Origin of the sequence: Arcobacter sp. 15-2, assembly GCF_047159865.1 — a bacterium.
In the GTDB taxonomy this organism is placed as follows: Bacteria; Campylobacterota; Campylobacteria; order Campylobacterales; family Arcobacteraceae; genus JAIOSF01.
In genome coordinates, this window is the sequence record NZ_AP038804.1 from 35,736 (window position 1) to 56,120 (window position 20,385).

General features: G+C 28.9%; 16 protein-coding genes. 3 read left to right on the plus strand and 13 right to left on the minus strand.

Going from position 1 to position 20,385, the window contains the following annotated elements; translation table 11 throughout:
* The first annotated feature begins 66 nt into the window (after positions 1 to 66).
* The gene (locus tag ACMCMH_RS00180) at positions 67 to 2,856 is read left to right on the plus strand and encodes a hypothetical protein (protein WP_412725881.1); all 2,790 of its coding nucleotides are present in this window, start codon (positions 67 to 69) and stop codon (positions 2,854 to 2,856) included.
* A gap of 9 nt (positions 2,857 to 2,865) precedes the next feature.
* On the opposite strand, the gene ACMCMH_RS00185 is transcribed toward ACMCMH_RS00180, so the two are convergent.
* The 3 genes from ACMCMH_RS00185 to ACMCMH_RS00195 are packed head-to-tail and all read right to left on the minus strand — an operon-like array spanning position 2,866 to position 6,686.
* Positions 2,866 to 4,185, minus strand: a complete 1,320-nt coding sequence (locus ACMCMH_RS00185) for an ATP-binding protein (RefSeq protein ID WP_412725883.1) — start codon at positions 4,183 to 4,185, stop codon at positions 2,866 to 2,868.
* Positions 4,175 to 4,858, minus strand: a complete 684-nt coding sequence (locus ACMCMH_RS00190; protein WP_412725885.1) for a response regulator — start codon at positions 4,856 to 4,858, stop codon at positions 4,175 to 4,177. Before ACMCMH_RS00190 ends, ACMCMH_RS00185 begins: the two co-directional genes overlap by 11 nt.
* Positions 4,859 to 4,913: 55 nt before the next feature.
* A complete protein-coding gene (locus ACMCMH_RS00195) occupies positions 4,914 to 6,686 on the minus strand; it encodes an ABC transporter ATP-binding protein (RefSeq protein ID WP_412725887.1) in 1,773 nt (590 codons plus the stop codon).
* A 158-nt stretch (positions 6,687 to 6,844) separates the two neighbouring features.
* Here ACMCMH_RS00195 and pyrC point away from each other — a divergent pair, with 158 nt between their 5' ends.
* On the plus strand, positions 6,845 to 7,861 hold the full coding sequence (gene pyrC, locus ACMCMH_RS00200) for a dihydroorotase (RefSeq protein WP_412725889.1): 1,017 nt from the start codon (positions 6,845 to 6,847) through the stop codon (positions 7,859 to 7,861).
* Between the two features lie 158 nt (positions 7,862 to 8,019).
* Positions 8,020 to 9,501, plus strand: a complete 1,482-nt coding sequence (locus tag ACMCMH_RS00205; RefSeq protein ID WP_412725891.1) for an ATP-dependent DNA helicase — start codon at positions 8,020 to 8,022, stop codon at positions 9,499 to 9,501.
* Positions 9,502 to 9,503: 2 nt separating this feature from the next.
* Here ACMCMH_RS00205 and ACMCMH_RS00210 read toward each other — a convergent pair whose 3' ends face one another.
* The 10 genes from ACMCMH_RS00210 to ACMCMH_RS00255 all read right to left on the minus strand — a co-directional run bounded on the left by ACMCMH_RS00210 (position 9,504) and on the right by ACMCMH_RS00255 (position 20,382).
* Positions 9,504 to 10,457, minus strand: coding sequence for an ABC transporter ATP-binding protein (locus tag ACMCMH_RS00210; RefSeq protein ID WP_412725893.1), 954 nt, complete (start codon positions 10,455 to 10,457; stop codon positions 9,504 to 9,506).
* Positions 10,435 to 12,045 carry an ABC transporter permease gene (locus ACMCMH_RS00215; protein ID WP_412725895.1) on the minus strand — a complete coding sequence of 537 codons (1,611 nt, stop codon included), beginning with the start codon at positions 12,043 to 12,045 and terminating at the stop codon, positions 10,435 to 10,437. Before ACMCMH_RS00215 ends, ACMCMH_RS00210 begins: the two co-directional genes overlap by 23 nt.
* A 5-nt stretch (positions 12,046 to 12,050) precedes the next feature.
* Positions 12,051 to 13,058 (minus strand): Fe(3+) ABC transporter substrate-binding protein, encoded by a 1,008-nt coding sequence (locus tag ACMCMH_RS00220; RefSeq protein ID WP_412725897.1) that lies wholly within the window; start codon positions 13,056 to 13,058, stop codon positions 12,051 to 12,053.
* 116 nt (positions 13,059 to 13,174) lie between these two features.
* Complete coding sequence (locus ACMCMH_RS00225; RefSeq protein ID WP_412725899.1) at positions 13,175 to 14,233, minus strand: hypothetical protein; 1,059 nt, start codon at positions 14,231 to 14,233, stop codon at positions 13,175 to 13,177.
* Between the two features lies 1 nt (position 14,234).
* Complete coding sequence (locus ACMCMH_RS00230; RefSeq protein ID WP_412725901.1) at positions 14,235 to 15,053, minus strand: DNA ligase; 819 nt, start codon at positions 15,051 to 15,053, stop codon at positions 14,235 to 14,237.
* A gap of 12 nt (positions 15,054 to 15,065) precedes the next feature.
* On the minus strand, positions 15,066 to 16,028 hold the full coding sequence (locus tag ACMCMH_RS00235) for a glycosyltransferase family 9 protein (RefSeq protein WP_412725903.1): 963 nt from the start codon (positions 16,026 to 16,028) through the stop codon (positions 15,066 to 15,068).
* Positions 16,029 to 16,053: 25 nt separating this feature from the next.
* Complete coding sequence (rfaE1, locus tag ACMCMH_RS00240) at positions 16,054 to 17,490, minus strand: D-glycero-beta-D-manno-heptose-7-phosphate kinase (protein ID WP_412725905.1); 1,437 nt, start codon at positions 17,488 to 17,490, stop codon at positions 16,054 to 16,056.
* Complete coding sequence (rfaD, locus tag ACMCMH_RS00245; RefSeq protein ID WP_412725907.1) at positions 17,490 to 18,503, minus strand: ADP-glyceromanno-heptose 6-epimerase; 1,014 nt, start codon at positions 18,501 to 18,503, stop codon at positions 17,490 to 17,492. Before rfaD ends, rfaE1 begins: the two co-directional genes overlap by 1 nt.
* A complete protein-coding gene (locus ACMCMH_RS00250; RefSeq protein ID WP_412725909.1) occupies positions 18,500 to 19,414 on the minus strand; it encodes a glycosyltransferase family 9 protein in 915 nt (304 codons plus the stop codon). Before ACMCMH_RS00250 ends, rfaD begins: the two co-directional genes overlap by 4 nt.
* 20 nt (positions 19,415 to 19,434) lie before the next feature.
* Entirely contained in the window at positions 19,435 to 20,382 is a 948-nt protein-coding gene (locus ACMCMH_RS00255) for a hypothetical protein (protein WP_412725911.1), read from the minus strand.
* Positions 20,383 to 20,385 lie beyond the last annotated feature (3 nt).

Sequence of the window (20,385 nt, forward strand, 5' to 3'; positions counted from 1 at the left end):
TCTTTAAAGGCAATTGTGGATAAAATCCCCTTCCAAAAAAAATATGCAATCAAAATAAGGAAGAAAATGTTTCAAGAAACTATCATTGAGATTATACAAAGAGTAGAAAGTTTAAAACAAAAAAAGAGATCAATAGTTGAATTAGATATCAAAGAGATACAAGAAGAGATTCAAGAAACATTATTTACTATAAACTTTACACCAGATACAATCAATGATATGGATTTAGAAGAAGTAACAAAATTAAATGTTTCACCAAAAGAAGCATTGGGACTATTTTTTTTAACATTTGTCGCAACACTACGATATGAATTATCATATAATAGCTTTTGGGTTGGTATAGAAGACGCACTAATGGAATTTGAAGAGGATAATAATACTTTTTTTGTAGATAATTATTTTGATGATAGTGAACCAAATAGTTATCTTAATCAAGCTATTTTAGAAGCGATCATAAGATTCAATCTTAGAGATGGTTATGACAATGGAAAACCAACAGATACTTTACTTTTACAAATGGGTATTTTAAATAGATTTACAAACATAAACTATTGGCTTACTTCCAATTCGAAAAATTCTATTATAAATGAATTAACAGATAGAACCCATGAAAATTTTTCTGATACATTTTTTAGCGGTTGGAAAATCATCCAGCAATATTCTCAAAGTTTACTTACAAAAGATATCACAATCAATCATCTCAAAGAAAATGTGTGGTTTAAAGATTTTAATTTAGAAGATTTACTTAGCTCTTCTAAAGTATCATTACATAGTCCACTTATTAGTAGAGATGATATAAAATCAGATCTCTTTTTAGAAAGTGTACAATACAAAAACGATGAACTAGAGTTTACTTTAAATGGAGGTGATTTCTACTCTTTAGATCTTTATGATAACAATTATGACATTTTTATAGATGGAGAACTCAAATCAAAATTATTAAAAGATGAAAATACAAATAAATTTTTTTTAGAAAACTCTATATCGATAAAAGAACCAGAAAACTACAAAGTAAAAATAGAGATAAAAGACAAGTTAACTGAAGCAGTATATATGGAAGATTTTGTTTTATTTGATTTCAATCATGATATTCTAATATTTGATGAAGATGGTAGATGGCACTGTGATCATAACAGAAAATTAGATGAAAAGAAGGTTTATTCTATTCTTATTGATTCTGATTTTGAAGTAAATACAGATGAAGATAATATTTCAGAATATTTTGAAGGGTATGTCCACCTTATAACAAATATCACACAAGATTCAAATTTTGAAGCTGATGATGGTGATGAGTTTCAATTTTCTCTGAATTTCAATGAACAAATTAAAGCACCATTGTGGTTAAATAATCTTGAACTTTATGCGATGAGTGATTTTTTATCATTTGATGAACCTATACAATATAAGCTCAAATATAACAAAATTGCAATAAGCGCAAGACAAACTGACGAGCTTATTCCTATACAAGAAAATATCTCCATAGTACGATGGACATACACAGGTGGCTGTGTATATGATTTAGACTCTATTGATGAATTTACTTATGATATGGATTTGACTTTTGATATTTTATTAAATAGAAAAAATACATTAAAGATAAAAATCAACGATAAAGTTTTTACAAAACAACTCAATGTAACATTGATAGAAAAAACAGCTAATCCTAAATATAGAACTTTTTTAAGAGATAAAGATGATAACTTAGAACTCTTAAAATCATCAAATAAACTTACGCAATTTGATATAGCACAAAAACAAATTATCATCACCTCTTGTCATGAAGATTTTGTAAAACAACCAGAATTAAAAACTCAAATTTTAAGAGACAAAGCAACTATATTTGATAGATTTGAGGTAAACAAGCCATTTTATCTTAAAAACTATCCTTACTATGAAGAAGAGATATCAAGTGTAAAAAAAATATATGATGATATACGATGGAATACATTTTGTAGTATCTCAATAAATGGAATCGTAAAAAATTATGATGAAAATAGTTCTGTCGTAACTTTACATGCTAATGAGAATGAAGACTCTACTTTAACTCTTATTACCCTTGATAAGGAATATAAACTACATACAAATACACCTCAAGCCTATTCAAATACAATAGATATTCCAAACAATACGCTAGGTTTTTGTTTTGTTTCAAACAATGAATATTTAGGTTCATATTTTATAGAAAAATCGCTTGATATAGAAACAATTTTTACAAATACTGAAGTGCTAAAATTTTTGAGACTATCATATTTCCCATTTGCAGAGTATTTTAATGACACAGGATATGAAAAAAATAGAGCATTAAGAGAGAAAGCTAGAAATGATAAAAAAAAGGCTAAGAGACTATTAAGAATATGTATTAAAGACAATCCCTCTATCTTCTTAAAAGCTTTTTTAGATGAAGAATTTACTCTAAATGATACAAATATAACTATAAATTTTGATCATTCAAAAACTATGGTAGAGCAAATACTTTTTGCTATAGAATTTGATGAAGAGGAATCTATCAAAATCATACATGAGATTGTATTAAATAGATGGCAAGAAAAAATGGTACAGTTACCTATGTTTTTAATTTATTTATTAAATCAAGTAAAAAATGATAGATACTACCAAATATTTTTAGATGAACTCTCTGAAAATATTGAAACTCCAGATGATGTGAATGAAGAGTTTATTGAAAGAATGATAAATGCTCTTTTAAGTAATCACAAAATAGATAGATTTGAAAAAATTAATATCAAAACAATCACACAAGGGAAATACAAAGATTTCTATATCCGAAAAGCGATCAATAAAATCATAGAGATTAAAAATACTCCTTTAGAAGTAAAAGAAAATGATGTAGAGGACTAAACCTCTACATCAAACTGTCTTGTCAAACATAAGTGAAAACTGCACACCATCTTTTATATTTTCAACTTTTAGTTCACCATCAAAACTTCGATTTATAATCAATTTTGATAGATATAACCCTATTCCTGTGCCATCTTTTTTTGTAGAGAAATATGGTTCAAATATTTTATTTATATCTCTTTTATCTATGTGTTTTCCATTGTTTGAAATAGATATGATAATCTCTGCATCACTTGCATCAATTTGGATATTGATAAAAGGACTTTCTATATCTTTTAAAGCATCTGAAGCATTTGTTAAAATAGCAAGAATCACTTGAGATAGTTCATTTTTTATCCCTTTTATATTTATATCTTCATTTACATTATATTTTGTGTTTAAAATGATATTTCGTTTCTTTAATTCAGCACTTAAAACTGTGATACTACTATCTATAGCCTCTTTGATAAGAAAATTTTCTTTTTGTTTTGAGGGAGTATAAAACTCTTTAAAGTGATCTATTGTTGTAGATAAAAACTGAAGTTGCTCATCAATTTGTGTCACCTTATTAGTAAAATAACTCTCTTCAAGTTTCTTTTTTTCAAATCGTTTTTTAATATTGATCAAAATATACGAAATATTATTTAATGGTTGTCGAAACTGATGTGTTATATTGGCAATCATCTCACCACTTTGAGCCATTTTTGATTGTTGGAGTAGCATATCTTCATAACTTTTTGTTTGTTGTTTTAAGCTGCCATATTTATATGATACAGAGATAGTAAATAATATAGCCTCAATAGCAAAAGCTAGTAATACAATATCTAGATACTGCTGATCAACATAAATCTGTTTAAATTCAAAAATAAAAAGTAAAAAACACAATACAGACCATCCAATAACATAAACAATAGTTGGTTTAAATCCATCTTTGATATTAAAAATTACCGATAAAAATAGTATGGCATATATAATTGTATAAGGTAAATATTCAAATAATACATAGTGATAAAATGAGGTTAAAATAACTATATTTAGCAAAATAGTATTTACAATTAACTCCTTAACATTTGTAAGTGGAGGGAAAAATTTTCCTTCATAAAAAGAAAGTGCAAAGACTATAGCGCTAAAGGAAGCAAAGACTAAAAATATATCCTGAACTATAAGATTTGTATAAAATAGTTGACTATAAAACAGTATATATCCTAAAGAAAACACCTGCATAAAACAATAAGAGATATAGATGATCTCTTTTGAAGCGATAAACCTTATAAGAGTATAAATAATGGTCATAATCAATATACCAAAAGTTATACCATAGGCTAATATAGTTGTTAAGTCATAGTTCAATTTTATATCCAGTGCCTGATAAATTAGATATAGATTTCAAAGGAAGTTTAGCTTTTAAGTTTTTAATCACTGTTTTTAAAGCGTCTTTAGTCATAACAGAATCTGACCATATTGTATGTTCTATCTCCTGATATGTCACAAAACGCATTTTATTTTCTATTAAAAGAGACAATAGTTCAAGCTCTTTTGTTCTTAGTTTTATAATTTCACCATTTTCTATCAATGTTTTATTATATAGATCAAATGTTGTAGTATTTGATATAGTAACAATATTAGAAAAATCTTTTTGTCTATTTGAGATACAAAGTTCAATCGCTTTATCAAACTCTTTTTGATTGATTGGTTTGACTAAATACTTCACAAGTTTAAGCTCAATAGCACGAAAAAGGTATTCTTTGTGACTATATGCTGTTGTAATTATAATTTGGGTTGTATTATCTTTTTCCCTAATTTTTTGTACAAACTCCAAGCCATTGAGCTTTGGCATTTCAATATCTGTGATAATAATATTTGGTTTATGTTTATCATATAAAGCTAATGCTTCCAATCCATTCGAAGCATCATAAATAGTGTCAAAGTAGTTTTCTAAATATTCTATACCATTTTCTCTTGCAATATCATCATCTTCTACATACAAAACGGTATTTTCTTGAGCTGGAACTGTTTGCAACATCTCTTCCCTTTTTTATATATTTTACTAAAATAAACTAACTTAAAAGTTATATATTCTAAATCAACTGATTTTTTATAAACTGATTATAATGTCCATCTTGGTCTTCTAGTTCATCATGACTTCCCTGCTCTACAATCTTACCACCATCTAGTACATATATCGTATCTGCATTTTGAACTGTACTTAGCCTATGCGCTATAGTGATGACTGTTTTATCTTTTAAGATAGGTTCTAGAGCTTTAAATAGCTTTGTTTCTGTATGTACATCTAAAGCAGATGTAGACTCATCAAATATCACTACACTAGGATCGGCGATAATCATACGAGCGATGGATATCCTTTGTCTTTGACCTCCTGAAAGCCTTATACCATGACGACCTACAATGGTATCAAGTCCATCTTTCATATCCAAAACAACATCTTTAAACTGTGCTATTTCTAAGGCTCTATAAATCTCAGCATCACTTATGTTTTCATTTCCCATAGTGATATTAAATCGTAAAGTATTATTAAATAATATTGGCATTTGCAGTACTAAAAAGATATTGTTTCGTAAAGATGATCTATCTATACTTTCAATCTCTTCATTATTATACTTTATTATTCCCGTATCTTTCTCGTAAAATACTGCTACAACTTGTGCAAGTGTCGTCTTTCCACTTCCACTTGCTCCTATAAGTGCTATATGCTGTTTTGCTTTGATTTCTAAGCTGATATTATCTAAAATAATTTTATCTGCGTTATAAGAAAAGCTCACATTTTCCAATGTGATATCTAATTCTTTTATTTTATCAAGAGTTACCTCTCCATTATTTTCTACTGTTAATTCTAAGATTTTATTGATTCTTTTTAGAGCACTTTTTGCACTTGCATAAGTGTACTGCATACTTAAGATATTTTGAACTGGTGTCATCATAAACCAAATATATCCAAACATAGCAAACATCATACCGATACTTAAATCACTATACGCCACCATCAATAGTCCACTAGCACGAAGGAGTTCAAAAGCTACCAAAAATATAGTAAAAGAAAATCTCTCATACGCGACACTTTTATAGCTGTATTCATTTGATGTTTTTTGGATATTGTGTGCTTTAGATATAGATTCATCAAAAAAATACTGCTCCTTATTGCTTGCTTTTATTTGCCCAAATAACTCTAAAGTTTCCCCTAGATTATTTTGAAACTCTTCTATAGCTTGATTTTCATCTTTTTTTAAACTTCCAGTATATCGAGCTATTTTTTTTGATAAAAACATGATAAGAGGTTGTATCACAATAATCATAATCCCAAGAATAGGATGAATTAAAATAATTACAATAGATACAGCAAAAAGCGTTAATACAGAAGAGATAAATTTACTAGCACTCGTGATGATAAAACTATCTAAAGTATTTACATCTGTCACTAAGTTTGAAGATATCGCACCACTTCCCAAAGTCTCATATTCATTCATACATACTTTTTGAAGATGTGTCAAAAGTTTTTTTCGTATCTCAAAAGTTACAAACTTTGCTATTGAGGTAAATATCTTAGTTATAACTGCATTTAACAAAAAGTGAAATACACGCAAAAATATAACTACAGCAGTAGCAATCGCTATATAATAAAAAACATCTCCAGTACCAAAAAAATCATCTATGGTATTTACTATAAATGATGGTTTGTTTAGAAGTACTTCATCCACCATAACAGGTAACATCAAAGGTATAGGGATACTTACAGCTATGGCTAAAAGTGTGATAAGTTGTCCCCAAATAAGCGCTGGGCGTTGGGAAAGAATAAGATTAAAAATTGTTTTAAAAGTGATAGATTTATTTTTCATATAAAATAATATCTTTTTTAACTATAAATAAAGGATATGAATGACTCGTAGAAAAATAATTTAAGTTTTCTATTCTTTTTTTGCAACTAAGTTGCATTTAGATATCATTTCAAATAAATTATGCGACTAAATCGTAATTTGAAAAGGATTAAAATAATATGAAAAACTTTATAATAAACTCACCACTAGATATGCATCTTCACTTAAGAGATGATAATATGTTAAAGCTTGTCGCCCCTTTTACTTCAAAGTATTTTTCAGGGGCACTAATAATGCCAAATTTACTTCCCCCTATTACAACAAAAGAGGCTCTACTTAAATATAAACAAAGAATAAATGATGCCTGTAAAGATGATGAATTTGAACCTCTTGTAACAATATTTTTTCAAGTAGATTATTCTTATGAATTTTTAAAAGATATAAAAGACGAGATAATTGCAGTTAAACTATACCCTTTTGGAGTAACAACAAATTCTGAAACAGGAGTGTCTTCTATGGATGTAGAAGTTTTAAGACCTACTCTTGAATCGATGTCTAAGCTTGGAATTCCAGTATGCGTACATGGAGAAACACAAGGTTTTGTGATGGATAGAGAAAAAGAATTTTTACCTATTTATGAATCATTAGCTATTAATTTCCCAAATTTAAAAATAATTATGGAACATATTTCAAGTAAAGAATCAATCAATTTACTTAAAAAATATGACAATCTTTATGCAACACTTACTGTTCATCATTTGATGTTAACTTTTGATGATGTAGCAGGTGGAATGCTAAATCCTCATGTATTTTGTAAACCAATAGTTAAAAGACCAGAAGATAAACTAGCTTTACAAGAGCTAGCTTTAAATGCACATCCAAAAGTGATGTTTGGTTCAGACTCAGCACCTCATAGGAAAGAGACAAAAGAGTGTAACGACGGTGCTGCTGGAATATTTTCTTCTTCTATAGCTATACAAACACTCACGCAACTTTTTGAAGAGTATGGACAACTAGATAATTTAAATGCTTTTGTAAGTTTAAATGCACAAAAAATCTATGGATTAAAACCTATTCAAAAAAGCATAAAACTCATAAAAAAAGATTTTGTAGTACCAGCTGAATACACTTATAAGGATGAGTGTGTTGTTCCACTATTTGCAAATCAAACTTTATCATGGAGTATCGATGGATAGGAAAATAAAGATAGTTATTTAAGATAATAGAAATAAATCATATCTTCTCTAAATATAAATATCACAAAAATTATGATAAAATACATGCTAAAATGAGAGATAGATGTGGTATTTGTTTTCTTATATAACTTAACTACAAAAGTGGACAAAATAAATATATGAATGAACTAATAAAACAAACTACACCTTTAGAGCAAAATAAAACAGCTCCACAATTAACATCTCATCAACAAGAGGTGTTTAACAATATCACAACACTCATAGACCAAAGAGTAAAAAGTATTTTAAAATCAGATGATATTTCTGATTATATGCTTTCTCTTACAGGAGCAGCAGGTACTGGTAAAACTTTTCTTACTTCACAACTTGCAAAATATTTTCGTGATAAAAAAGATACCGATTTTAGTTTTACTATAACTGCACCTACACATAAGGCTGTGGGTGTTATCTCTGAGATGTTACGAAAAAATAAAATACAAGCTAGCTGTAAGACTATTCACTCTTTTTTGGGTATTAAACCTTTTCGAGATTTTGATAAGGGTATTGAAACTTTTAAAGTAGACAAAACTAAAAAAACTCACGATAGTGCTTCTATTTTAATAGTAGATGAAAGCTCCATGATAGGCTCTGAACTGTTTCATTATATTCAAGAAGCTATTGAAGAAGAAAGAGTAAACTTTGTCTTTTTTATAGGTGATCCTTTTCAGTTATTGCCTGTAGATAATAGTGAAAACCAAATATATAAACTCAAGAATAGGTTTTCACTTACAGAAGTGGTACGACAAGCAAAAGATAGTTATATTATCAATATTGCTACAAAACTACGAGAGAGTATCCAAAGTAAAAATTTCATTCCACTCAAACAGTTTTTTAGTGAAAATTATACTGAAGAGTTAACTTTTTTTAATAACCATAGAGATTTTTTAGCAGACTTTTATAAAAATGAAAAGTGGTATCATGAAGACAAAATCATAGCAACATACAAAAATAGCGATGTAGATTCTTTTAACAAACTTATCCGTACTAAATTTTGGGAACAAAGACAAGTATTTAATCCTCCTACTTTTTTAAGAGGTGATACGATACGATTTAGAGAAGCATATAGTGTAAATGACATCTCACTGTATCACAATGGTCAAGTTGTAGAACTAGCAAGTGCAATTATGAAGTACCATGAAACCTTAGATATAAACTACTGGGAGTGTAGAGATGTGGGTGCAATGGAACAACAAATATTTCGAGTGCTAGAACCTACTAGTATCAAAGTATTTAACGATAAACTAAAATCGATAGTGAGTTCAGCAAAACGAGCCCAACACCCAAGAAAAAAAGAGCTATGGCAAACTTTTTATGCTGTAAGAGATATGTTTGCCGATGTACAATATGTACACTCATCAACCATACATAAACTACAGGGTAGCACTCATGATATAGCCTATATAGACCTTTTTTCACTTTCAGATAACAGATATATAAGTGATGAAGAAAAATATAGACTAGCGTATGTAGCCATCACTCGTGCTAGTGCTGATATAAAAATATTTATGCCGATGTTTGAAGTTGTAGATAAAAAAGCTATAGTAAATGTTGCAGATGAGTTTGATGCGATTGATGATGTGTTGAAAAAGTTAAATTTTTAAATCTAAGTAACTTCTACAACATCATCCCAAGAAATTGATAAAAATAAGTTTTCATCACTTAAACATACTGGTGAGTATACTGTAAATATATTGTTATCAAACTGTACATCTAATATATATTTATCCCCTTGAAAGCTTTGTGATACTATAGATACTTTGTACTCCCCTGCTTCATCACTTAACCTACACTCATCTACTCTTACACAATACTCTATATCATCTTTTTTGATAAAATTCGCTATTCCAAAACTTTTGGCGATATTTTTTGTTTTTGGTTTTTTGTAGATATTTACAGGGGTATCATACTGCATGATTTTGCCATCTTCCAAATAGATGATTTTGTCACTCATCGCCATCGCTTCACTACTATCGTGTGTAACTATGATGGCTGTTTTATGTGTTGACTTTAGTATTTGTAAAAGCTCTTTTTGAATTTGTGATTTTAGCATAGTATCTATTCCACTAAAAGGTTCATCGAGTAAAATAAGTTCAGGATTAAGTGCCATTGCTCGAATGAGAGCAACTCTTTGTTGCTGACCACCTGATAATTCATGTGGATATCTTTTTTCATATCCACTTAAGTGTACTAGTTCTAGTAACTCTTTTGCAATTTTATTTTTTTCCTCTTTTTGATAGTTTTCAATTCCAAATGTGATATTATCAAAAATAGTCATATGGGGAAAAAGTGCATAGTTTTGAAATACAAAACCAATATTTCTTTTTTGTGGTTCTATAAATATTTTTTGGTCTGATAAAATTTTGTTATTTAAACATAATATTCCCGTTTTACTTTGCTCAAATCCAGCAATAATATTCAACAAAGTACTTTTACCACTTCCACTTTTTCCTAAAAGTGATATAATTTTTCCTTTTTCTATATCAAGTGTTATATCTTTTAAAATTTCATTATTGTCAAAAGATTTTGATATATTGTTAAGAGTTAGTATGTTTTTCATTGCTTTCCTTCAAAGTATAAATGATTGGTATGATTGATATTAAAACTATAGTAAGAGCATAAATAGAAGATTCTTGAACCATATCAATAGATGCCAACTCATATGTTTTTGTTGAGAGTGTTTCATAGTTAAAAGGTCTCAAAATAAGTGTTGCTGGTAACTCTTTTAAAATATCTATAAAAACTAAAATAAAAGCAGCAATAACACCACTTTTTATAAGTGGAAAATCTACTTTTACGAGTGTAGTTAAAAATGATTTATTTAAACTTCGTGAAGCTTTGTTTACATTGATTCCTACTTTTTCAAATGAAGATTCTACACTATTTAAAGCAACTGCCAAAAATCGTACTATATAACCAAAACAAAGTATAAATAGTGTACCACCTAAAAGAAGCTTATCAAAGCCAAAATTTTCAATAAGGTAGTTATCTATAGTTGTACTTAAAATGATCACACCAACAGCAATAACAGCTCCTGGAATAGAGTATCCTAAAGTAGCAATTTTTAAAAGATATTTCATATACTTATTATCAAAAATTCTTGCACTATATCCTAATATAATTGCAATCATTACTATCAACAAAGCAGAAATAGAAGCCGCAAAAAAACTATTTAAAATAGTTTGAACATACTCCTCATCTAAAACAAAAGAATAATGTATAAGTGAGTATTTTACTATCCAAATAATAGGAATCAAAAAACCAAAAGTAAATGGTATAAGTAAAAATCCTATGATAAGTATCTGACCTACTAAATTTGTTTTTATTTTTTTTATAGGAGTTGATACAGACTCTACTTTATATCGAGCCCCTCCTCTATTAAACTTTTCTATAATAAGTATAGTAAAAACCATTGCCATTGCAATAGTAGAGATATACGCGGCGCTATTTGCGTCATTGAGTCCAAACCAAGCTGTAAATACAGCAGTACTCAAAGTATCTACTCCAAAATATTTTACCAAACCATATTCACTAATAGTTTCCATCATCACCAAAGACAATGCCCCAATAATAGCAGGTCGTGAAAGTGGTAATATAATTTTATAAAATATTTTAAATCTACCAATCCCTAATGATAAGGCAGGATTTAATAAAAAGCTAGAATGTTTTGAAAAAGAAGATTTCACAATAAGATAAATATATGGATAAAGCGCCAAAGCTAAAATAATAATAACCGACTTCATATTTAAAACATCAAAGTAATCTTTGATTCCCATATCTCTTAAAAAAAGATGTAGTGGTCCATAAAACCCTAAAATATCAGAATAGATAAATCCTAAAATATAAGAAGGGATAATAAACGGCAAAATAAGTACAATAGAGAAAAACTTAGAAAACCGAAAGTTATAAAAAGTTACAAAATACGCACTTCCTACTCCAAAAATTAAACTTAGACTACAAACACCTGCTAATAAAATTAGCGTGTTTATAATATAGTCATTTAAAACTGTTTCTTTTAAGTGAGTTAATGTATCACTTTGTGCACCAAAAGCATTTGAAACGATTAATGCAATTGGTACAATCAAAATAAAAGTAAGAAGAGTGGATATATTTATCCAGCTAGATGGTATTTGTAATTTTTTGAACATCAATATTATTTCCAGTTCACCTCATTGAATATTTTTACTGCTTTTGCATTGTTTTTACCTAACTCTTCTAAATCTAAAGTATCTTCTTTAAAAGTTCCCCAAGATTCTAAAAGTGCAGATGGTTTAACATTTTTATTTACAGGATATTCATAGTTTGCTTCTGCAAACATACCTTGAGCTTTAGGTGATACTAAGAATTCTAACAGTTTAACAGCATTTTCTTTATTTTTACTATATTTAGCAACACCCGCTCCTGAGATATTTATATGTGCTCCTCTATCATTTTGATTAGGAAAAAAAACACCCATTTTTTCTCCAACTTTTACTTCGCTTGTTTTTTTTGAGTTTAAAAGTTTTCCTACATAATAAGTATTTACAACAGCAACATCACCAACATTTGCAGCAACTGCTTTCATTTGATCTCTGTCACTTCCTTTTGGTGTTCTTGCAAAATTATTCACCATACCTTTTGCCCAAGCTTTTGCATTTTTTTCACCATCATGAGCTATCATTGACGCTAAAAGCGACTGGTTGTAGATATTACTTGCTTTTCTAATTAAAACTTTACCTTTAAACTTTGGAGATGTTAAGTCTTCATAAGTAGATAGTTCCGAAGGGTTCACCTTATCTTTGTTGTATACAATAACTCTTGCTCTTTTTGTCAAAGCAAACCAGTATCCATTTTTTTGTCTTAAATTTTCTGGTACAGCTTCATTTAAAATTTTAGAGTTAATAGTTTGCAGTAAACCTTTTTCTTGTGCTAAATATAATCGACCTGCATCTGAAGTGATTAAAATATCAGCAGGAGAGTTTTTCCCTTCACTTTCTAATCTGTTGATAAGTTCATTTGCTTTTGCTTTTACAATATTTACTTTAATACCTGTATTTTTTTCAAACATCTTATAAAGTTGCTTATCTGTATCATAATGTCTATGAGAATAGATATTTACCTCTTGAGTTGCAGAAAATCCGATTGTTGCTACAAGTGCAGTAGCTAATATATTTTTTAACATATTTATCCTTTATTACTAATAATCATTATCAAATATTACATAAAATATACTTAATAATACTTTAATATAATAATCATTATCAACTTTATTATATAAATTTTAATTATATTAGAAAATTATTTTAATAGTTTCTGTAACTCATAAAATGCTTTTGTTTTTCGAATCTTTCCATCTCTATTATCGACAAGTCCATAACCAGGTGCAATAAGTTGATGCCAAAAAACTTTTTGCACTTTTTGCGAATCTTTTGCAATTTGAAAATACTCCAACATATATCTTGAATAATCATCCTCACTCACACACTCAAGTTCACTCGTCGGTGCATAAGGTGCTGTTCCACTAAGCGGCCAATTTACTTCGGTGATATAGATATCATCGCTTTTCATTTTTGGGCTAAGTTTTACAAGAGAGTAAAGCATATCAATTTTATTTTTCGTATCAAAAATTCCCATTTGCGTATTTGTAGGAGCACCTCTTCTATCAACATAAAGCAAAGAGGAAAGTTTGTCAAACTTTATAGGAAAATTATTGAACAAAGCTCGTATAGTATAGTGATACTCAAAGTCAATAACAGATGGACCTAAGAGTTTGAGTGTAGAATACTTTTCATCCCTTATATCTTGTACAGTTTTATAAAAATCAAGATACTCTTTCACTGCAAAAAAGCCCCACTTTGCTCTATTGATTGTTGTTCCAATTTGATACTCTTGTGTTATATCTTTAAAGGTATTAAATATTTCCATTATGTGTAACTTTAATAGGTCAATATCTTCTATATGAATTCTATCTTGCATTATATTTAAAAGGATTTTTTTGTCAGTGCCAAAACTTTTAACAAACTCATAATATCTATCTAAATTTTGTATATCACTTAATGGGACTCTAATGATTAACGACTTTACTCCAAGCTCTTCTATAAGCTCTTGTTGAAACTCACCTTTATCTAAGTTTACACCCAAACCATAGAACTCCTCTTTCAAAAAATCCTTGGACTGTTTTTTAGTGAATATTTTCATCAATGAAACAGATAATGGAAACATAAAAAGTGTCGTTCCTAACATCTTTAAAAAGTCATTTTTATATCTTTTTCTCATTGTTTTTTTGTATGATTTATCTCTAATAACATGCGGTTGATCAGAATATTCATCCCATATAAATGGTGTTTTTTGTTCCATATTATTGCTCTCTTATTCTTAAATATATAGGAAATCTAGGCTTCCCATACTTGGTGATATTTTGGTATTTGAAGGTGATTGTTGTTCCTGTTTTTGGTGGATTATTTCTAAATTTATCACTCAATCCACTCCCTATTTTAAATATAATTTGACTAGGAAGTTGACAAATAATAGCCCCTACTTTATCAAAATATTTACCTTTTCCTTCTGTATATCCAATAATTTTGCACTCGGTATCTTTGAATTTTTTTATCTTCAAAGCTTTGTTTGTTCGCTTATTTATATACAAAGTATTAGGGTCACGAACAACAATTCCCTCACCTTTTTTCTCTTCAATCTCGTCTAAAAAATCATTTTGATGTTGTTTATTTTTTATTATTATTTGTGGCAATATCTTTATATTTTCATTTTCATAAGGTTTTACTTTTTCTAATCTTTGAAATAACATCCCTTTTGCATTTGGAACTTCATAAATATAATGTTTGATTTCATCCCAATTTTTTGATGGAACTTTATCTCTAACAATGGAAGAGATATTTTCAAAATCATCTCTTTTACTCCAAAGTTCACCATCTATCTCAAAGTTTGGATAGTCTTTTGTGAACCATTGTGGTGCATGTATAATTTTACCACTTCTACTTAAAAGCTGTTTCCCATCCCAGTATGCTCTTATACCATCAAGCTTTTCACTCATAACCCAACCTGTAATATTTTGATCTTTGTATGTTTTTAGAAGAAAAAGTTCAGGTTTTGAAGCCAATAAAGATGAAGATAAAAAAGAGCTAATAATCGATACTTGAATAATCTTTTGTAACTTCATATTATAAAGCCTTTAGATGATTGATTCTTGCTGTAATCGTTCTAGTACATCTTGTGCCGTAATAAGTTTCATACAGGCATGATTTTCTTTTTCATCTTTGAGAGGACATACTCTCTTCATACAGGGACTACACTCCATTTCTTTTCGTAATAGCATCTCGTGAGTATTTTGCCATTGATTTGTTTCATTGTGTCTAGTAGGTCCAAAAATACAAACTGTTGGAACATCAAAAGCCGCTGCTACATGCATAGGTCCAGAGTCATTAGTGATAAACAAGTCTAAATTTGAGATATTTTCAATAAGCTCTTCTACACTTGTTTTACCAGCTAGGTTTTCATAGTTGTTTACGCCAGATTTTACCAAAGATTTTTCAATATCTCCTGCTATCTCAGTTTCACTAGGTCCACCAAATATTTTGATATCGTAGTATTTAGAAAGAACAATTGCAACTTTCGCAAACTCTGCAGGATACCATCTTTTAGCACTTCCATAGGTAGCTCCAGGATTAATTCCCAGTATTTTTTTTGTACTCTCTTTTTTTTCTAAATTTTGATAAATTTTAAGTTTTTGAGGTTTTGTATTAATCTTGAGGCTACGATTGATAAAGTCATTGTAGCGTATCACCTGATGTGTTTTTAGCTTTTTATCAAATCTTTTATAATAAAATTTTTTCTTCGCATCAATAAAATAAAGTAAAAACTTTGTAGTAAAATTTTTTCTAAAACTAATTGCCAAATCAAATTTTTTCTCTTTTTTTGCTAATTTAAAAAGATTTTTATATCGGTTGCCTTTTGATTTACTATTATCTATTATTATATTATTTACATTTGGATGTTCTAAAAAAAGCTTTGTAGATACAAATGAACCAAAAATAGTAAATTTAGCACTAGGATATGTTTGTACTATATTTTCAATTGCAGGTGTTGCCATAACAGCATCACCAAGCCAAGTTGGTATCTCTATAAATATTTTCACAAACTATCCTATTATAGTATAAATTTTAAGCTTCACTGGCTTGTATTTTTTCTATAGTTTTTGTGGTACTTTTACCATCCACAAACTGGACAAGTTTAAGCTCACCAGCTATTTCACTACCTACAACTTTTTTACCTTCATAGTCTCCACCTTTTACTAAAACATCAGGCTTAACTATCTCAATAAGACTAAGTGGAGTATCATCTGTAAATTTTACAACATAATCAACACTTTCCAAAGCTGCTAAAATATATGCTCTATCATCTTCACAGTTTATAGGTCGATTTGGTCCTTTGAGTGCACTTACACTTGCGTCACTGTTGAGTCCTAAAATAAGAACATCTCCAAATGATTTAGCTTTATCAAGATATTGAACATGCCCTTTATGCAAAATATCAAAACAGCCATTTGTAAATACTATTTTTTTATTTTGTTTTTTCAGCCTTGCTACAGTTGATTCGATCTCTTCAAAACTCTTAATGTGTGATTCGATACTACTTTTATGAAGACTACTTTTATACTCTTCTATCTCTTCTAAAGAAGCTGTTGCAGATCCAATTTTGCCTACAACTACCCCAGCAGCTAAATTTGCAAACTCAATAGAATCGATAATACTTTTTTCTAAAGCCAAACAGTACCCTAAAGAAGCTAACACAGTATCTCCAGCACCTGTCACATCAAACACTTCTCTTGCAACGGTTGGTTTTTTTATCACTTTATCGTTTTCATCTAAAATTGCTATTCCATCTTCACTCAATGTGATCATAGGCACTTGTAAACACGCAGTATTATGTAATTTTTTGAGTGCAACCTTTAAACTCTCATCATCTTTAATATCAATTTTAGTAGCAGATTCTGCTTCTTTTTTATTTGGAGTAAGTAAATAACTACCAATGTACTTACTATAATCATCACCCTTAGGATCAACTAAAACTTTCACCTCTTTACCAGAAGCACAAAAATTTATTTTAGCCATTAAGTTATCAGTAATAACACCTTTCCCATAATCAGAAACTAATACAACATCAAATTGCTCAATTATTTTTAAAAGTCCAACAGTAATTAAAGCTTCACTTTCTGCAGATATATCCTCTTTTGACTCTTGGTCATAGCGTATGATTTGTTGTGCAGAAGCTATGATTCTACTTTTTTTGGTTGTTTTTCTATTTTCATCACATATTAAATAGTGTCGCACTTTTATATCTTCAAGCATTTGAGTTAACTCTTTAGATACTTCATCTTCTCCAACAACTGATATCACCATAACATCAGCACCAAGTGATACAAGATTATTCACAACATTACCTGCACCACCTAAAACAGTTGTTTCTTTTTGAATATCAACAACTTGAACAGGTGCTTCAGGTGAAATACGATTTGTACTTCCCCATAAATAATGATCAATCATCAAATCACCAATCACTAAAATATTTGGCTTCTTTGTAAAATTTGTATCAGGCATTACTTTTTTACCTCTGTATCAAAAAGTCTTTTTATCTCAGGAATGTATGCTTTTATACCCTCTTCCATAGATACTTGTGGCTCATACCCTAAGTTCTCTTTTGTTGTTTCAATATTTGCTTGAGTAAAAAACTGATACGAACCTATGAATGGATTAGGCATATACTCTTTTCCATTATCAATTTTAAGCTCTTTTTGTAAAATATTTACAATATCTTCAAAACTTCTAGCTTTTCCTGTTCCTACATTATATACGCCAGATTTTTTAGGTTTACAAGCTTTAATATTGGCTTGAATAATATCGTCAATATAGATAAAATCTCTCAAAATCTTATCACTACCTTCAAAAAGTTTTGGAGTAAGACCTTTTAAAATTTGATGACCAAACTGCACTACCATAGAAGCTGTCGAGTTTTTGAAAAATTCTCTAGGACCATAAACATTGAAATACTTTAGTCCAACGATAGAGATATCTAAATCTTTTTTAAGGTATTGGGCTGTGATATTATCCATCATCACTTTTGAAAAACCATAAGCGTTGTTAGGTTGTTCATAGCCAACTTCAAATCTATCGCTATCTCCGTAAGTAGCAGCTGAACTTGCATATATCATATTTGCACTATGTTTTATAGCAATTTTAAGAAGATCTTCATAAGCATTTACATTTGTTTTCATCATCAAATCTTGTTCACCAACAGTTGTATCAGATATCGCTGCTTGATGAAAAATATAATCAAAGCTATAATTTTCTTCTAACTCCTGTAAAGCAATTTTATCGTTAATATCACCACTAATTACTATACCTTTAAAACCCAAAAGATTCTTAAAGTGTCCAAAACTTTTTAAGTTTCCATTTGAAAAAGTCTCTCCACTTCTAAACATATCAAAAGCCACAACTCTAGCTTGCGGATAATTTTCTTGAAAATAAAATGCTAAACTACTCCCTATAAATCCAGCAGCTCCTGTTATTAAAATTGTTTTATTATTAAAATCTATGTTTGTATATTTGTTCATTTTATTATCTCCATTAGTTTAAGTTCTATTATATCATAAAATTCTTTGCCATAATTTGGTGGTATCTCATAATTGTGTTGATATTTTGTGTCACTTATTGTTGCCCACCTTTTAGAACTAGCAAACAGATTACTTCCAAAAAATGATAAAGTTGGAGTATTTGTCAGTCCAGCTAAATGCATAGGTCCTGTTGAAGTACTAACAAAAAGCTTTGATGTAGCTATATAAGTTGTATAGTCCCAAAGAGAAGTAAAATCATCTCTAATCGTAGCTTCAAAATCAAGATTTTTCAAGATATACTCTTGAGTCTCTTTATCATCAGGACCAAAACAAAACACCACTTCAGAATCACTATCTTGACTCACTTTTTTTGCAAGAGTTAAATACTCATCAAGAGTAAGATTTCCATCGCTACTTCCACCAAAACCAGCATGAAATATCACCCTATCTTCTCTTTTAACATCTAAACTTACAAGTGGTTTAGAAAAATTTAAATCTAGATTATTATCAAACTGTTTAAGTAAGTCAAGATTATAAGCCCACTCAGTTTTTTCTACTTTACTTCTTCTTTGCTTCACTTTATTGTTAAAAAATATTTGTGCAATTTTTGTAGCAGGTGCAATTCGCATAGGAATACGCGCTAAAAATAAAGTAAATCCTAAATTAACATCGATATACCCACTAATACTCACATCAAATTTATACGGAGCTAATCTTTTTAAAAGTGTAAAAGTATCTTCACTATACTCAATAACATCATCAATAAAGTCAAGCTTTTGTGCAATTGCCACATTTACTTTAGAAACGAGCATAACTATCTTATGGTTCGTCTGCTCTTTTAAAACTTTACAGACAGGAAGCATAGTCATAAAGTCCCCTATTTTATCGTGTCTTGTGATTAATATATTCATATTATTTACGCTCTAAATTCTTAGTCATTAAAAACCTTTGATTTTCTTCCTGTTTTTAACAATATATTCTTACATCTTTCAATTTCTAACCCTGTATTAATGTATGAATAAACTACTGATGGCTTATTTAAATATAACATAAAATTCAATTCTCTATATTTCTCAATATCATCGAAAGACAACTCTTCTTTTCGTGACAATATAATTTCTGCATTAGCATCAAGATGAATAATCCAATACGATTGAGGAATAAATTTTAAAAGAAATTTCCAATTCTTTCTTAAACAAGTATTTTTCTCCATAAATGAAATATCTTTTAATAAATAATCATAAAAAAATCTATCCAATATAATTATATTTTTTTTGAATAATGATTGAAAAAACAAATAAGGGTAGTATCCTAAACCTGCAAAAATAATAAGAAGATAATGTATATCATCATGCTGATCTTTTTCTGGTTTTCGACCAAGTTTTTTTGTTAAAAAATATTTATTTATAGGTTGTACAATATTGTAAATTATCGAACGCCTAACAATTTTTTTAAATCTTTTATAAAATATTTTTTGATTAAGCTCTTTAATAACTTGTGTCAATAATGTAGTTTTACCAGCTCCATCAGGACCTATTACTGGAAGTATTTTTAATTTTCGTAAAAAATTGACTCGTTTAGTGTACTTTGTTTGTTCATCAAGAAGTATCTCATTTGGATCTATTGTATAAAATAAAAACTCTATGGAGTCATTCTCATATTTATCAAAAATTATAACTTTTATTTGAGCAAATTTATCCCTGAAAATACTAAAACAATATTCATTGAGAGAACATATTTTAAAAACTTCATTTAAAATATTATCCACTTTTATCTCTTTTAAATAGTAACTATGAGAGTTGTCACTTACACACTGCAACTCATTTATACTAAAAAATTCTTGTAAATTTTTACTTATTTCATTAATATCACTTATCATGTA

Coding starts and splice junctions, on each gene's coding strand:
- ACMCMH_RS00205 (WP_412725891.1), top strand. CDS start 8,020: ATGAATGAACTAATAAAACAAACTACACCTTTAGAGCAAAATAAAACA.
- ACMCMH_RS00210 (WP_412725893.1), bottom strand. CDS start 10,457: ATGAAAAACATACTAACTCTTAACAATATATCAAAATCTTTTGACAAT.
- ACMCMH_RS00220 (WP_412725897.1), bottom strand. CDS start 13,058: ATGTTAAAAAATATATTAGCTACTGCACTTGTAGCAACAATCGGATTT.
- rfaE1 (WP_412725905.1), bottom strand. CDS start 17,490: ATGCCTGATACAAATTTTACAAAGAAGCCAAATATTTTAGTGATTGGT.
- ACMCMH_RS00250 (WP_412725909.1), bottom strand. CDS start 19,414: ATGAATATATTAATCACAAGACACGATAAAATAGGGGACTTTATGACT.
- ACMCMH_RS00215 (WP_412725895.1), bottom strand. CDS start 12,045: ATGTTCAAAAAATTACAAATACCATCTAGCTGGATAAATATATCCACT.
- rfaD (WP_412725907.1), bottom strand. CDS start 18,503: ATGAACAAATATACAAACATAGATTTTAATAATAAAACAATTTTAATA.
- ACMCMH_RS00195 (WP_412725887.1), bottom strand. CDS start 6,686: ATGAAAAATAAATCTATCACTTTTAAAACAATTTTTAATCTTATTCTT.
- ACMCMH_RS00225 (WP_412725899.1), bottom strand. CDS start 14,233: ATGGAACAAAAAACACCATTTATATGGGATGAATATTCTGATCAACCG.
- ACMCMH_RS00180 (WP_412725881.1), top strand. CDS start 67: ATGTTTCAAGAAACTATCATTGAGATTATACAAAGAGTAGAAAGTTTA.
- ACMCMH_RS00190 (WP_412725885.1), bottom strand. CDS start 4,858: ATGTTGCAAACAGTTCCAGCTCAAGAAAATACCGTTTTGTATGTAGAA.
- ACMCMH_RS00230 (WP_412725901.1), bottom strand. CDS start 15,053: ATGAAGTTACAAAAGATTATTCAAGTATCGATTATTAGCTCTTTTTTA.
- pyrC (WP_412725889.1), top strand. CDS start 6,845: ATGAAAAACTTTATAATAAACTCACCACTAGATATGCATCTTCACTTA.
- ACMCMH_RS00255 (WP_412725911.1), bottom strand. CDS start 20,382: ATGATAAGTGATATTAATGAAATAAGTAAAAATTTACAAGAATTTTTT.